Source organism: Ruminococcus sp. FC2018 (assembly GCF_000621805.1).
In the GTDB taxonomy this organism is placed as follows: Bacteria; Bacillota; Clostridia; order Oscillospirales; family Ruminococcaceae; genus Hominimerdicola.
The window spans coordinates 22259-37333 of the sequence record NZ_JHXH01000008.1; the positions used below are offsets into that span (position 1 = coordinate 22259).

Below are 15075 nucleotides of genomic sequence, written 5' to 3' on the forward strand. Positions count from 1 at the left end.
TGTGTTATGATCGATCTGTGTAATATCCGTTTATCAGGCGTATATATCTCTGCTGCCGGGCTTATCAGGTCACTCGGTGAGCTTATATGTACGGATAAAACCATTGATATCTGCACCGCTGTCCCGATAGCGCAAAAGTATCTCGGCGCAGGCACGGCTGTCGCTGGCGGCATGGTGGTGGTCAAGGGCAATTCCGTAATACTCACACATCACATTCAGCTTATGGCTCACCCCCGGCAAAAGCCGTCTGCCTGCCTGGACGGTACAGATGTATTTAGCATTCTTTTTCCACGTTATCCCGTATCCGTTCAGACAGCGTTTGAGCACGCTGAGATCAAAAACTGCGTTATGGGCAACAAGTATCCCGCTGTTCATCATCGGCTCGATCTTCTCCCACAGCTCCCCGAAGTTTGGTGCGCCCTTTACTGTTTCGCTGCTTATGCCTGTAAGCTGTGTATTGAAATAATCAAAATGGGTTTGTGGATCAACAAGGGAATAATATTCGTCTGCTATATTGCCCTCCTGTATAAGGGTTATACCTATGGCACTCATCCTGCTGTTGGCACGGTTGGGTGTTTCCACATCAAATACTACATAGTTGTACATATCGTTTTCCTTTCGGTAAAGCCTGAGTTTTACTCATATATATAGTATAGTTTTACAGCTTTGAAATGTCAAGTGGCGGCAAGTAATAGTGTGACAAAGGCGGTTTGTTAAACTGCTGAAAAATGACTTTTGATATATGTGCAAAACGGAGAAAATTTAAAGCGTGCTATGCTGCGCTATTGAAATGGGCGCACGATAGTATTATAATGGAGTAAAGATGTGATATCGGTTTCACAAAGGAGTGGTAAAAGCATGAACATTTCCGAGTTTGCAAAAATCGCAGGGGTTTCAAAATCCGCTGTGAGCAGGTATTTTAACAACGGCTATCTCAGCCGGGAGAAAACTGCACTGATAAAGGCTGCTATCGAAAAGACCGGCTATGCCCCCAGCCTTTCCGCAAGGAGCGTGAAAAACAAGATAACCAAGCTGGTGGGGGTAATTATACCCAAGCTTTCCAGCGAGAGCATCGCCCGTATCACCGAAGGTATCAGCGAAGTGCTCAGCGAACAGGGTTACGAGCTATTGCTTGTAAACACAGCCAACGACTACAACAAGGAGATAGATTCACTGGAGCTTTTCCGCAACAACTGGGTGTACGGCATTATCCTTATGGCAAGCGTTTTCACCAAGCTGCACAAGACGGTGCTGGACAAGATACGTGTGCCTGTGGTGATACTTGGGCAGAACTACAAAGGGTACAACTGCGTTTGTCACGACGATTTCGGGGCAGCCTACGCCCTCACCAGGCTTATGCTTGACAAGGGCGCATCGGACCCTGCCTGCGTGGGAGTGAGAATGGACGATCTCGCCACGGGAAAACTGCGATTTGATGGGTTTATGAAAGCCCTTAACGAAAAGGGGCTGTCCTTCCACCGTGAAAACCGTGAGACCGCAGATTTCACTTTTGAATCGGGATACGAGCACGCCAGGCATCTGTTCTCGGGAAGAAGCCGACCGGACGCTGTGTTCTGCGCCACCGACAGTATTGCCGCAGGTGTTGTGCTGTACTGCAAGGAAAACGGTATACGTATACCGCGGGACGTTATGGTCTGCGGGATAGGCGATTCAAAGCTCTCAAGGATCTCCTCAACCACAATAACCTCTGCCCATCTTCACTACAAGACAGCAGGCATTGAGGCGGCAAAAATGCTGCTTTCACAGATAGATCACGGCAAGTCTGCCCCCAGGATCCTTCAGCTGGGTTACGAGATAGTTCAGCGTGAATCCACAGCCGGATAACTGAAACTGTGTGAAACCTACTATGAATAAGCTGCAACTTTGTCTTTTTAGTCAATAGATTTTTATATGTGTGTATGTTATACTGATTGTGTAAGTGAAATCAGTTTCATATTTTGGACGATAAACGTGTCAGAAATTGACAAAAAGGAGAGGTTGCTATGGATTACAGAACATGTGCAAGCGAGATACTTGACGCAATAGGCGGCAAGGAAAATCTGGCAAGTGCAGCTCACTGCGCCACAAGACTGCGGCTTGTTATTGCAGACAACGACAAGGTCAAGAAAGAGACTCTTGAGAACATTGACGGTGTCAAAGGCGTTTTTGAGGCTGCAGGACAGCTTCAGATCATCATCGGAACAGGTACGGTAAACAAGGTCTATGACCAGTTCATTGACCTGGCAGGTGTTGAGGCTGCTTCAAAGGACGATGTAAAGGCTGCTGCGGCGGCAAAAGCTCCCTGGTACAAGAGGGCAATAAAGACCCTGGGCGACATCTTCGTTCCCATTATCCCGGCTATCGTTGCAACAGGTCTGCTTTGCGGACTGCTGGGCGGTCTGTCAAGAGCTTTCCCAAGCATAAGCGATCACTACATCTACAACATTCTGGATCTGCTTTCCAACACGGAACTTACATTCCTGCCGATCCTTATTGCGGTAAGTGCGGCTAAGATCTTCGGCGCAAACATCTATCTGGGCGCTGTTATCGGTATGCTTATGATACACCCAAGCCTTGTGAACGCCTGGTCTATCGCAGACGGCGCAGAAACCAAGACCCTCTGGTCCTGGTTCGGGCTGTGGAACATACAGAACACGGGCTATCAGGGACACGTTATCCCTGTGGTCATTGCAGTTCTGGTGCTGGCGGTCATCGAAAAGTGGCTGCACAAGCACGTTCACGAGATGTTTGACCTTTTCGTAACTCCGTTGGTAAGCGTTCTTATCACAGGCTTTTTGACGCTGACAGTCATCGGTCCCGTATTCTCACAGGCTGAGAGCTGGGTGCTGGACGGTGCAAAGTGGCTCATTACCATTCCGCTGGGCATTGGTTCATTCCTCATGGGTGCTGCATACGCTCCCACGGTTGTTGCAGGCGTTCACCATATGTACAACGCTATCGAGCTTTCAATGCTGGCTGAAAACGGTAAGAATATCTGGATGCCTATCGCTACCGCAGCTAACGTTGCACAGGGCGCAGCGGCTCTGGCTGTAGGCGTTAAGTCAAGAAACAAGAAGATCAAGGCAATGGCACTTCCCTCCTCCCTTTCGGCATTTATGGGTATCACAGAGCCTGCTATCTTCGGTGTAAACGTAAGATTCGTAAAGCCTCTTATCGCCGGCATGATAGGCGGTGCCTGCGGCGCAGCAGTTGCTTCGCTGATGAATGTTTTTGCTACGGCTAACGGCGTTACAGGTCTGTTCGGATTCCTTATCACAACCGACAGCTTCCTTGGATATCTGCTCACATTCCTTGTTGCATCAGGTGTTGCATTTATCGCATCCTGGCTCATGTACAAGGACCCTGTTGAGGAGGGCGCAAAAAAGAAAGAGACAAAGTCCGGAGCTGACGCTCCAAAGGCTGCTCCACAGACGCAGGAGCAGGACCTTACAGAAGGTAAGAGCTTTGACGATACAGTCGTTTACTCCCCTCTCAAAGGCGAGGTAGTTCTTATGCAGGACGTTCCCGACGAGACATTTGCCGCTGAGGTCCTTGGCAAGGGTGCGGCGGTTGAGCCAAGCGAGGGCAAGGTAGTTGCTCCGGCAGACGGCAAGGTGGAAACTCTGTTTGACACTCACCACGCTATCGGACTTACTCTTGACAACGGCATGGAGATGCTTATACATGTGGGTATAAACACTGTTGAACTTAACGGCGAGGGCTATGAGGCTCACGTTGCAGAGGGAGACACTATAAAGAGAGGTCAGACGCTTATCACTTTCGACAAGGCACTGATACAGAGCAAGGGCTACAAGACAGTTACCCCTGTTATTATCACAAACGCAGATGATTACCACGAGATAAACACCGCAGCATCCGGCAGCATCGGACTGCTTGACAAGCTGCTTGAAACAAAAAAGGACTGATAGGGTTGAAAAACGATTTCAGACAAGGGCTTCACCTTGAGCCGCAGAAAGGCTGGCTCAACGACCCCAACGGGCTGTGCTTTTTCAAGGGCAGGTATCACGTTTATTTCCAGTACGCTCCCGACAGCGCAAAAGGCGCAGGAAACAAATGCTGGGGACATTTTCAGAGCAAGGACCTTACAAGCTGGGAGTTTACGGGGACGGTGCTGTTCCCCGACACTGCCCATGACAGAAACGGAGTCTATTCCGGCTGCGGATTTGTAAAGGACGACACGCTGTATCTTTTCTACACGGGAAATGTCAAGGAAGACGGCGACTACGATTACATAACCGCAGGGCGAGGTGCAAATACTATTCTTGTCACCACTAAAGACGGTGTGACAATGAGCGAAAAAAAAGTACTTCTTCGCAACAGCGATTACCCCGATTACTGCTCCTGCCATGTGCGTGACCCGAAAGTCTGGGAACAGGACGGGGAGTACTATATGGTGCTTGGTGCACGGACCCTTGACAACAAGGGCTGCGTGCTGAAATACAAGTCGTGTGACCTTGAAAACTGGGAGTTCCGGGAAGAGGTGCGCACAGCTGATCTCGGTTATATGTGGGAGTGCCCGGACCTGTTCACCATGGGCGGCAGCGAATACCTCAGCATTTCTCCCCAGGGCGTACCCCACGAGGAATACCGGTTCCAGAATGTTTACAGCTCAGGATATCTGAACATGAACACGGGGATCTATAACGAGTGGGACTGCGGCTTTGACTTTTATGCTCCCCAGACCTTCATCGCTCCCGACGGCAGACGGATACTTATGGGCTGGATGGGCATTGGCGATATTCCCTATTCAAATCCCACCACCGAGCTTGGCTGGCAGCACTGTCTGACAGTTCCATGCGAGGTGACTATGGGAGACAGCGGAAAGCTTTTGCGAAACCCGATAGCTGAGCTTGAAAAGCTTGTCACAAGGCGCACAGATCTTACCGGATCAGGTGAGCAGGTGCAGCTGCCGTTTGACCTGACTGCCTCGGCGCAGTCGGACAGCTTTGAGCTGGATATTTCCCAAGCAGTACAGATGACTTTTGAGGGCGGGATATTTACATTGAACTTCCTTGACGATAAGGTTGGCTGCGGAAGAGATGTGCGGCGTGTAAAGCTTGACAGCTGCAAAAAGCTCCGTGTGCTTGCGGACAAAACGTCACTTGAGATATTCCTCGGCGGCGGCGAAAATGTGCTTTCCACAAGATTCTATCCGCCCACCACAGCTGTGACCGTAACAAGCCGTGGGCTTACCTGCCGGGCGGCTGAGCTCAGGGCGATGGAGGTGGATCATCTTGGCAAGTGACAGACTTATCGCAATAGGTGAGGCACTTATAGACTTTATCCCCGACAGGAACGGGTGCCTGTTCAGAGAGGTAGGGGCATTCTCACCTGCCATTGGCGGTGCACCTGCAAACGTATGCGCTGCTTTTGCAAGGCTTGGCGGCAAGGCTTCGCTTATTTCACAGCTTGGCGACGACCCTTTCGGTCACAAGATAATGTATGAGCTGCAGCAGTACGGTGTGGACACCTCCGCCATAAGGCTCACCAAAGAGGCTAACACGGCTCTGGCATTTGTAAGCCTTGCAAGTGACGGCAACAGGACATTTTCCTTTTACAGAAAGCCGTCGGCAGATATGCTTTTGTCCCCTCAGCAGGTAGACACCGATATTTTCCGGGACGCTTACGCTTTGCACTTTTGCAGCGTATCTCTGGGGGATTTCCCCATGAAAGAAGCGCACCGCAAAGCGATCGGCGAGATGAAAAAACAAGGCGGAATAATAAGCTTTGACCCGAATCTCAGATTTCAGCTTTGGGACAGCCGGGAAGCTCTCAGGAGCACGGTGCTTGAATTTATCCCCGATTGCGACATTCTGAAAATATCGGATGAGGAGCTTGGATTTATCACGGGAGAAAGCGACATTGAGGCTGCATTGCCAAAGCTGTTCACGGGGGACGTTAAGCTTGTGGTTTATACCTGCGGAGGAGGCGGCGCATACGCTTTCACAAGGCAGGAGCAATGCTTTGCATCGGCAAGAAAGGTTGATGTTATCGACACCACAGGTGCAGGGGACGGCTTTATCGGCTCCATGCTTTTCAAGCTCAGGTGCATGGGGATCACAAAAGATACTCTGGCAGAGATGAGCACAGCAGAGCTGAAAAAGTGCCTTGATTTTTCAAACGAGTTCTGCACCCGCAGCGTTACAAAACACGGAGCGATAGCTTCCTACCCTGATATGGCGGATTACTAAGACTGACAGCTCACGTCATCGGGGACATTCACTGAATCAAGTCGTTAATATAACACTATATATTATTTCCAAAACAGAAAGGACGGATAGTTATGAAAACATTTAATTACACCATCACAGACGCAGTAGGTATCCATGCAAGACCTGCGGGAAAGCTTGTTAAGCTGGCAAAGGGCTTTGAGAGCAAGATAACTCTGGAAAAAGAAGGCGGCAAGTCTGCTGACCTGACCAAGCTTATGGCAGTTATGGGGCTTGGCGTAAAGTGCGGCGACAACATTATCGTATCCTTTGACGGTGCAGATGAGGACGCTGCTTTTGACGCAGTTACACAGCTTATCAAGCAAGAGCTTTAAGGCAAAGGAGGCGGCGGGATTTGTTGCAGTTTAAAGGAAAAGGAGTTTACTCAGCCATAGCCATCGGTGCGGCAAGCTTGTTCAAAAGACAAGAGGCACAAGTCCGCCGCAAACACGTCCAGGACACTCAAGCTGAGATCGAAAGGGTGGAAAGCGCAAAGCAGAAGGCTATCGACCAGCTTTCCCGGATATACGAAAAGGCTCTCAAAGAGGTGGGCGAAACAAACGCTCAGATATTTGAGATCCACATGATGATGCTTGAGGACGACGATTACAACGAGTCGATACAAAACATCATCACTACACAGACGGTAAATGCGGAGTACGCTGTGGCTGTTACCGCAGACAATTTTTCGGAAATGTTCGCTGCCATGGACGATGCATATATGCAGGCAAGGGCAGCTGACGTAAAGGACATTTCAAACAGGCTTATCGCCTGCTTGGGGGATAAGGGCGACACAAGCAACGGCGGCACTGAAAAGATGATAGTTATCGCCGACGACCTTGCACCCAGCGAGACGGTTTCCCTTGACAAGGACAGGGTGCTTGCATTTGTAACTGCCGGCGGTTCCTCAAATTCCCACACGGCAATACTTGCAAGGAACATGAATATCCCTGCGGTAATAGGCGTGGGCGATGAGATCTTACAGGCTGTCAAAGACGGACAGACGGTGGTTGTAAACGGCTACACCGGTGAGATAACTGTTGACCCGGATCCGGAGTTTATTGCTCAGGCTAAGGCAAAGCAGGAGGATGACCTTCACAAGAAGGCACTTTTGCAGGAACTTAAAGGCAAGCCCAATGTGACACTTGACGGAACAAGTGTCAATGTGTATGCAAACATCGGCGGTGTGGACGGCATAGGTGCTGTGCTTGCAAACGACGCAGGGGGTATCGGACTTTTCAGGAGCGAATTCCTGTACCTTGAGTCAAGCGATTACCCCACCGAGGAAGAACAGTTCAGGGCATACAAGCGTGTGCTTGAAAGCATGGCAGGCAAAAAAGTCATCATCAGGACACTGGACATCGGTGCTGACAAGCAGATAGATTACTTCAAGCTTGAAAAGGAAGACAATCCTGCCCTGGGATTCAGAGCCATACGTATTTGCCTTACACGTCCGCAGATCTTTGAGACACAGCTCAGGGCACTTTTCAGGGCATCTGTTTACGGTGAGCTGGGAATTATGTTCCCCATGATAACCAGTGTAAGCGAGCTTGAAAAGATAAAACAGGCTTGCGACAAGGTAAAAAGAGATCTGGCTGACGAGGGTATTCCTTTTGCAGAAAACGTGGAGATCGGCATCATGATCGAGACTCCTGCGGCAGCTGTTATCAGCGACAGACTTGCACCTATGGTGGACTTTTTCAGCGTGGGCACAAACGATCTGACTCAGTACACACTTGCCTGCGACAGACAGAACGCTGCTCTTGAACAGTTTGTTGACACCCACCACGAGGCAATACTCAGACTTATTGAGATGTCGGCAAAGAACGCTCATGCAAACGGTGCGTGGATAGGTATCTGCGGCGAGCTTGCTGCTGATCTTTCTCTTACGGAAACGTTCCTGCGAATGGGCATTGACGAGCTTTCGGTATCACCGCCATTCGTTCTGCCTCTTCGTGACAAAATAAGATCGCTGGATCTTTCAAAGTAAACAAATAAGGGACTGATGCTTGATGCAACAGTCCCTCTTATTTTATATATTCTATTATCCTCTTGCAATAAAAGAATCCTTGATGTTGTCTATGATTGACTCCCACATATTTTTTATCTCCTTTCAATGTGTTGTTTTTATGTATTCTTACTTTTGTGCCTTGTTAAGAATAGAATCCTTGATGTTATCTATGATTGACTCCCACATATTTCTTTTCTCCTTTCGTTGTTTTTGTGTTGTGTTTTGTGTTGTTCTCTTGTTCTGTATGTATAATACCATGTACAATGAACATTTGCAATAGATAAAATCACCCTGTATTGTAGCATAAGCGACAGTGCGGGGGCGATTTGTTGTCTAGTATACATAATTCCTGGAAACTGTAAAAAAAGCAATACTATATTATATCTTATATGCGTGTCTTAACATACCTGCCGGAGTCAATAAACGGACCGGTCTGGCTACAATTCTTATCTCCGTTGTAGTAAAAATGACTTCGCAAACGATTGCGTGTAGCATTTGCTACAAAAGGAAATAGTATTATCTGTTGAATTCTATGCAAAATGTTGTTATTATGTAGACACAGCAAGGGAAACACCCAAAGCTAATTATCACGGACATCTAAAGGAGGAATCACTATGACAAACACAACAAAGAAAACAAACGGAAAAATAAAGAGGACCCTCACCGCAGCACTGGCGGCAATAATGATGATGTCCACAGCGGCGACATTTGCCGCTTCGGCAGCCGACACACAGGCAGTCGTAAACATGAACACAAGCACAGCTATCACAATGGCAGAAAGAAGCGGTGCGATCGTAGAGGTAGACGATGATCTGCTGGCAGTCAAGGACGTTACCTCGGGTACACTCTTCAAGATACTCGAAGAAACCACAGAATACGGCAAGTTCTTTACCCCTGCACTCAGCGGAATGCTTGATCTGTTCATAGGCGGTCAGCCCGATCCCACACAGGAAAAGCTGGATCAGATAAATGACAAGATCGACAAGCTGTTTGACCGAATCGACAAGCTGCAGAACGATCTGGTATCTACAATGGAGACAGATCTGGGTATACAGAGCTTCCACAATGTATATACAGAATTCAAGTCACAGACCAAGACAATGAGAAGAAAGATAGAAGATATATCAAAGGATAAATCTCTCACAAAGCTTGACAAGATCGCAAAGATCGGCTCGCTCGCAGGCGCATACAGCGAGTGGGACATCAAGTTTGAGAACGTACTGGGACAGCTCAACGAGCTTTTTGAAAATCCGTCAGCTACAGCGAATGCAAACATCTTTGATCTTACATACAGACATTTCTGCGGACAGGTAATGTTCAGCGGCGAGGCTATCGACAAGGCAAAGCCTCTGTGCGATGCACTTATGCAGGCATACATCGCAGGCTGCACAACTATTACCGAGTGCCTCAGCGCACAGCTTTACATCAGCCAGCTCCCGAAGGAGATGCAGGACCAGGTAGACAGCGGCTTCAAGCCTCACATCTGCCTGAACAAGACTGATATCGAAAACGAGATAAAAGATGTTAACAAAAATATAGCTAAAAATGGGAAAATCATCACCACAACAGTTCGGGAGATCGTGGGATTTAAAGGTGATAACGGCAAGGATTATCCTGTAAACTGCGGCTACCAGTATGGCTCACCTGATATTTTTGTAAATGAAATGTACTATATTCCACTCTTTCTCGGCGCATACATAGAGCTGTATCCAAAGTATGCTGATCGTGAAGTCACAAAGACAGTCTATGATAACCCGTATCAGGAAATGTATAACAAAGTGTTCAATACTCATAGAAATATACTTGTTAACAAGAACCCAAAGGGTGAGGGATATCAGGTCAACGATAAAGCCAACTACAAAAACCATGGCGATAATCCGAACTGCGACGGCAAGTATTGGAGCAATATGTCCAAACTTACTCAGAAGTTTTACAATAATGCGATCAGCGGCATGAAGATCAAATTTGATGATGTTAAAGCATTGGCTAAATACTGTTCAGATAAGGGCATCTCGATCCGCTCGCTGCTCAACAATGTGGGCATAGATACAACCGCTGTTCCTGAAAATGCAAATCTTGTTACAAGCAATGCTATCGATGACAGCACCAACGCTGCACATGACATTTTTACTCAGTGTTACTACCAAAAGACATTCTACAAGGGCGTCAACATCGACCGGGTCGGCGCAGGCGAGCAGAAGTATCAGCTCCTTGACTGCGGCTGGAACCTATGGAAAGGCGGACAGGAGTGGAACTATGCACCGGGCGGATCATTCTGCTGGATCTGACGATCATACAGAATAAAAAATATCTTATAATCAAAATCTGCGCTTGTATCATGTTTACAGGCGCAGATGCTTTTTTAGTATACTCTCGGAATAAAAAATCCGCCCGTATGATTCCTCTAAGAGGGTATACAGGCGGTTTTGTTATACCGGTTACAGACCTTATAGACCGGTCAGTTATCTGACAGAGGCTTGTCAAAGGACACGATGTATCTTTCAGGCTGGAGATAAAAGCTGCCGTAGGAGACATTTGCATTTGATCTGTCGATCAGCTCCGAGCTTACCCACAGCTGTGCATTGGCGATAGTATCGGAATATCTGAACTGCACCCCGTTTTCGGTGGTGCGGTACCCGTTTACACATATCCAATGGGAGTAGCCCTGATAATCCGAAAGAACTGCTCCGTTTGCATAGCAAACCTCCAGCACCGCAGGTCTGCCTGTTGAGATAAGCTCTTTAAGAGTTTCCTCGGTGGACTTATCTGTGCGGTGGTTGGTAAGATGATACCCATCAAAGCCGTTGTCTTTAAGGTACTTGTTAAGGGAATTGCTTATCTGGAAGCCGCAGAGATAATACTGCGGTCCTCCGCAGCTGTATTCATCTCCCAGGGCAGAATAACCCCTTATAGTGTTCATGCGCTGTGTAAGCTTATCGCCCGAAAGGTAGGAGATACTTTGCAGTATAAGCGTTCCCGCAGTCGCACCGCAGGCAGTTGAGGCGGCGAGGGTACAGCTGTACTGGCTGAATGTCCCTGTGTTTACATACGCCTCAAGCGGCAGTTTGGGTGCTGGTTGGGAAGCTGTCGTAGTCGCAGCAGGTGTTGTTGTGGCAGAGGAAGTTGTGGTGCTTGGTTTTGTTGTGCCGGCAGCACTTGTTTCCCCGGTTGTTACCGTGCCCGGCATGGTGGCGGCAGGGGCTATGGGATCGGCGGCAGATGAACTGCTATTATCCCTGCCGGCGCAGGAAGAAAAGCTGAGGATACACACTGCGGCTGATACAAAAATAATAAGTTTTTTCATTTTATACTGTTGCCTATGATTTACGGTTTGCTTATCAGATCTTCTGGCTTCCTGTTGACCAGACGTGCTTTTTGTCCTTGTCGGCAGGCTTATTCTGTGCCATAACTCCTGCCAGCGGGTGTGGAACATAGGGCTGCTCCAGGTATGATATCTCATCATCGGTAAGCTCAATATCAACCGCTTTTACGGCACCCTCGATGTGGTGCAGTTTTGTTGCGCCCACAACGGGAGCGGCAACCTTTGTCAGCAGCCATGCAAGTGAGATCTCGGTCATGGAGACGCCGTGCTTTTCCGCCAGCTCTGCCACACGCCTTATAATTACCTCGTCCTGCTCCTTGGTAGCATCGTATTTGAACTTTGCGTAGGTATCCTGCTCTGCACGCTTTGAGGTCTCCCCCGGCAGTCTTGCAAGTCTTCCGCTGGCAAGGGCACTGTAAGGTGTCATGGCAATATTGTCCTGTTGACAGAGCATTGCCATTTCCCTTTCCTCCTCACGGAATATAAGGTTATAATGTCCCTGCACGCTTACAAACTCCGCAAAGCCTTCCTTCTGTGCAAGGGCGTTTGCCTTTGCAAGCTGCCAGGCAAAGCAATTTGAAATTCCGATATAGCGTGCCTTGCCCGCCTTGACCACCTTATTAAGTCCGTCAAGTATATCATATACAGGCGTATTCCAGTCCCACATATGATAGATATACAGGTCAACATAGTCCATGCCCAGGTTTTGCAGGCTCTTGTTTATCATGCGCTCAATATGCTGCTGACCTGTGATGCCTGCTTCAACGTCTGCAGGGGTCCTTGGCAGGAATTTTGTTGCCACCACCACATCATCACGCTTGGCAAAGTCTTTAAGCGCACTGCCAACATACTGTTCGCTGGTTCCCGACTGGTAGGCTATTGCGGTATCGTAAAAATTCACTCCAAGCTCCAGCCCACGCTTTATTATCTCACGGGAGTGCTCCCGGTCGATAGTCCATGAGTGCTGTCCGTTTGCAGCATCTCCAAAGCCCATACAGCCCATGCATATCCTTGAAATATTAAGCTGGGAATTTCCAAGTTTTGTGTATTTCATTGTGCACCTCCAAGTAATTGCAATACACAGGAATATACAATTTCGTATATACTGTGCATTGTGAATCTCCTCTTCGACTCACGCATGGCGCAAAGCTGTTTTTCCGTTGCCGCCCAATAGGGATACACCACGAACAAAAAGGGGAAGAATACAAACCGACGACTGCCTTTTGTTTTCATCGTACCAAGTCAAACTGTTATTGAGCACTTTGTTTTTTTAGCTCTTTTTTCTCACGCTTCTTTTGCTTTCTTCTCTCCCATGCAGATATTACTATTGCACAGGAAGCGTCTCCGGTAATATTGACCGTTGTTCTTCCCATATCAAATATACGGTCAACACCGGCAACAAGTGCTATGCCCTCAACGGGAAGACCTACTGACTGCAATACCATTGCCAGCATGACCATTCCCGCACTCGGCGCACCTGCTGTGCCTATTGATGCGACAGTTGCGGTCAGCACGATAGTCAGCATCTGGGAGAACGTAAGGTCTATACCATAGCAGGTTGCTATAAAGATAGCACACACGCCCTGATATATAGCCGTTCCGTCCATATTGATAGTTGCACCCAGCGGAAGAACGAAGGATGTGATGTTTTTGTCCGCACCAAGATCCCGGGCACATTCTTCATTGATAGGCAAAGTTCCCACAGACGATGCGGAAGAAAATGCAAACAGTATTGCGGGGAGCATTTTCCTGAAAAATGTTATGGGACTTATCTTTGCGCCGGCTCTTACGGCAAGCGAATAAACCACTACCATATGAATGATGTATCCCACATACGCCACAAGAAGAACTCCTGCGAGCGAGCCGAGGATCTGCGGTCCGTTTTCTGCGATAACAGGAGCGATAAGGCAGAAAACTCCTATCGGCGAGAGCTTTACTATCATTTCCATGACCTTCATGAACAGGTCGTTCATAGTGTCCACAAGTCTGAACTCCATTTCAGTCTTTTTCTGTCGGACAAGCAAAAGTGCAAAGCCGATAAAAAGGCTGGCAACTATTATCTGCAGCATATTCGCCTCTACAAAAGGCTTGAAGAAATTGGAGGGGAAGATATCTACCAACACGTCCATAAAGCTTTTGGACTTGGGCGGGTCATAGGAAAGCCCCGAAGTTTCCAGAACGGGGAAAAACCCCTTCATGAGATTGGCGACCAAAAGACCGATAGTAATAGCAAATGATGTGGTCACAAGATAGTACAGCACCGTCTTTATTCCCACCGAACCGACTTTCTTTATATCCCGCATTGAGATAACGCCTGACATGATAGAGAAGAATACCAGCGGCGTTACCACCCATTTGATAAGATTGAGAAATATCGTTCCGAATGGCTTGATATAATTCACGGCAAATTTTGAATGTCCCGTTGCGGCAAAGATAACTCCGGCTAGTATGCCCAATGCCAGTGCAATAAATATCAACAGGGCAAGCGGAAGTTTTTTCTTCTTTTCACCTTTCATAGTCAGACCTGTTTTCCTTTGTTTTTTAAACACACATCTCATTTGTTGTATTATAACATATAATGTGGATTTATGTCAATCATTTTATGCAATTTACATAAAACATACCACAAGCTCGTGAGATATTTTTAGATCGGGAATTCGTTTTTGGCAAAGCCTTTTATCTGCATGCGCCCCTCACCTTTAATGAAAAAAAAAGCCGGGAACATACACACACAGTTTCCCTGTGATACTGTAATGTTCCCGACCCATTATTCCCGGATCCACTGCCGAGGGGACGGTGAGATCATATTATTCTTTTCTATTCAGACTTGTCCCCGATTTCTTCACCGTCATCAGGTGACCAGGAAGGCTGAAGCTCATCGATCTGCAGATATCCGTCGGTCTTGGCAACGATCTGATACTGATCCTCGTACACGATCTCCCCGGGGCTGTTTGTATAAACCAGATAATACGGGTGGTCGTATTTTTCAAGCAGCCACAGGGCAGGACGTATCATCTTCAGCATCTCAGCGGAATTCTCAGTCTTGAACCAGCATATCACAGGCTCACGGCGTTTGCACTGAGGCGGCCAGGGAAGATTCTCTGCGAACCAGCTGTCTATCTCCCGATACAGATCCTCGTCCTCCTGTTCCATAACATCCTGCTGTATCAGCTGCCAGCACATACTGAACACACCCTTTGCATACATGGTGTTTTTAGCAAGAGCTTTCCCCTGTATTCTCATATACTTATAGCGATCTATAAACATCTCTACCCCTCCGATCTGTCTGCCTATGCAGTAATTATGAACTATGGCGTGCGTTATGAAGTATTTAGCAGCTGCCTTGTATTCGGTTTGTCTTCCATGACCATTGTTCCGGTGTGATCCATAAAAATTGCTTTTATCATTTCAAGAGCTGTTCGCCGAGTTTATAAGCTTTGCTGTCGTGTCAAACTACTTCCGCTGCCGGTCGGTCTTGCTGTGATCCTTTAGCTGAAGCGTATTTCAGCCGG

12 protein-coding genes are annotated in these 15075 nt (G+C 47.8%); 7 read left to right on the forward strand and 5 right to left on the reverse strand.

The genetic code is table 11. The features are described from left to right. Positions 1-69: 69 nt before the first annotated feature. A complete protein-coding gene (locus T494_RS0106770; protein WP_028505650.1) occupies positions 70-606 on the reverse strand; it encodes a 3'-5' exonuclease in 537 nt (178 codons plus the stop codon). A 252-nt stretch (positions 607-858) separates the two neighbouring features. Here T494_RS0106770 and T494_RS0106775 point away from each other — a divergent pair, with 252 nt between their 5' ends. From T494_RS0106775 to T494_RS0106805, 7 genes are all read left to right on the forward strand, one after another. After that, a complete protein-coding gene (locus tag T494_RS0106775) occupies positions 859-1845 on the forward strand; it encodes a LacI family DNA-binding transcriptional regulator (RefSeq protein WP_037344193.1) in 987 nt (328 codons plus the stop codon). A gap of 158 nt (positions 1846-2003) precedes the next feature. Further along, positions 2004-3926 carry a PTS beta-glucoside transporter subunit IIBCA gene (locus tag T494_RS0106780; protein ID WP_028505652.1) on the forward strand — a complete coding sequence of 641 codons (1923 nt, stop codon included), beginning with the start codon at positions 2004-2006 and terminating at the stop codon, positions 3924-3926. A 5-nt stretch (positions 3927-3931) separates the two neighbouring features. Continuing rightward, a complete protein-coding gene (locus T494_RS12550) occupies positions 3932-5266 on the forward strand; it encodes a glycoside hydrolase family 32 protein (protein ID WP_051540180.1) in 1335 nt (444 codons plus the stop codon). Further along, positions 5256-6212 (forward strand): carbohydrate kinase, encoded by a 957-nt coding sequence (locus T494_RS0106790; RefSeq protein WP_028505653.1) that lies wholly within the window; start codon positions 5256-5258, stop codon positions 6210-6212. The genes T494_RS12550 and T494_RS0106790 overlap by 11 nt, the downstream gene beginning before the upstream one ends. A 92-nt stretch (positions 6213-6304) precedes the next feature. Next, positions 6305-6565, forward strand: a complete 261-nt coding sequence (locus T494_RS0106795) for an HPr family phosphocarrier protein (protein ID WP_028505654.1) — start codon at positions 6305-6307, stop codon at positions 6563-6565. Between the two features lie 20 nt (positions 6566-6585). Then, complete coding sequence (gene ptsP, locus T494_RS0106800; protein ID WP_028505655.1) at positions 6586-8220, forward strand: phosphoenolpyruvate--protein phosphotransferase; 1635 nt, start codon at positions 6586-6588, stop codon at positions 8218-8220. Positions 8221-8855: 635 nt separating this feature from the next. Beyond that, complete coding sequence (locus tag T494_RS0106805; protein WP_028505656.1) at positions 8856-10529, forward strand: hypothetical protein; 1674 nt, start codon at positions 8856-8858, stop codon at positions 10527-10529. 170 nt (positions 10530-10699) lie between these two features. Here the strand turns inward: T494_RS0106805 and T494_RS0106810 are convergent, their stop codons facing one another. The 4 genes from T494_RS0106810 to T494_RS0106830 all read right to left on the reverse strand — a co-directional run bounded on the left by T494_RS0106810 (position 10700) and on the right by T494_RS0106830 (position 14830). Beyond that, complete coding sequence (locus T494_RS0106810) at positions 10700-11545, reverse strand: hypothetical protein (protein ID WP_028505657.1); 846 nt, start codon at positions 11543-11545, stop codon at positions 10700-10702. Between the two features lie 34 nt (positions 11546-11579). Further along, the gene (locus tag T494_RS0106815; RefSeq protein WP_028505658.1) at positions 11580-12617 is read right to left on the reverse strand and encodes an aldo/keto reductase; all 1038 of its coding nucleotides are present in this window, start codon (positions 12615-12617) and stop codon (positions 11580-11582) included. Positions 12618-12813: 196 nt separating this feature from the next. Further along, positions 12814-14079 carry a dicarboxylate/amino acid:cation symporter gene (locus tag T494_RS0106820; protein WP_028505659.1) on the reverse strand — a complete coding sequence of 422 codons (1266 nt, stop codon included), beginning with the start codon at positions 14077-14079 and terminating at the stop codon, positions 12814-12816. A 301-nt stretch (positions 14080-14380) separates the two neighbouring features. Then, entirely contained in the window at positions 14381-14830 is a 450-nt protein-coding gene (locus tag T494_RS0106830) for a hypothetical protein (protein WP_028505660.1), read from the reverse strand. Between the last annotated feature and the right edge of the window lie 245 nt (positions 14831-15075).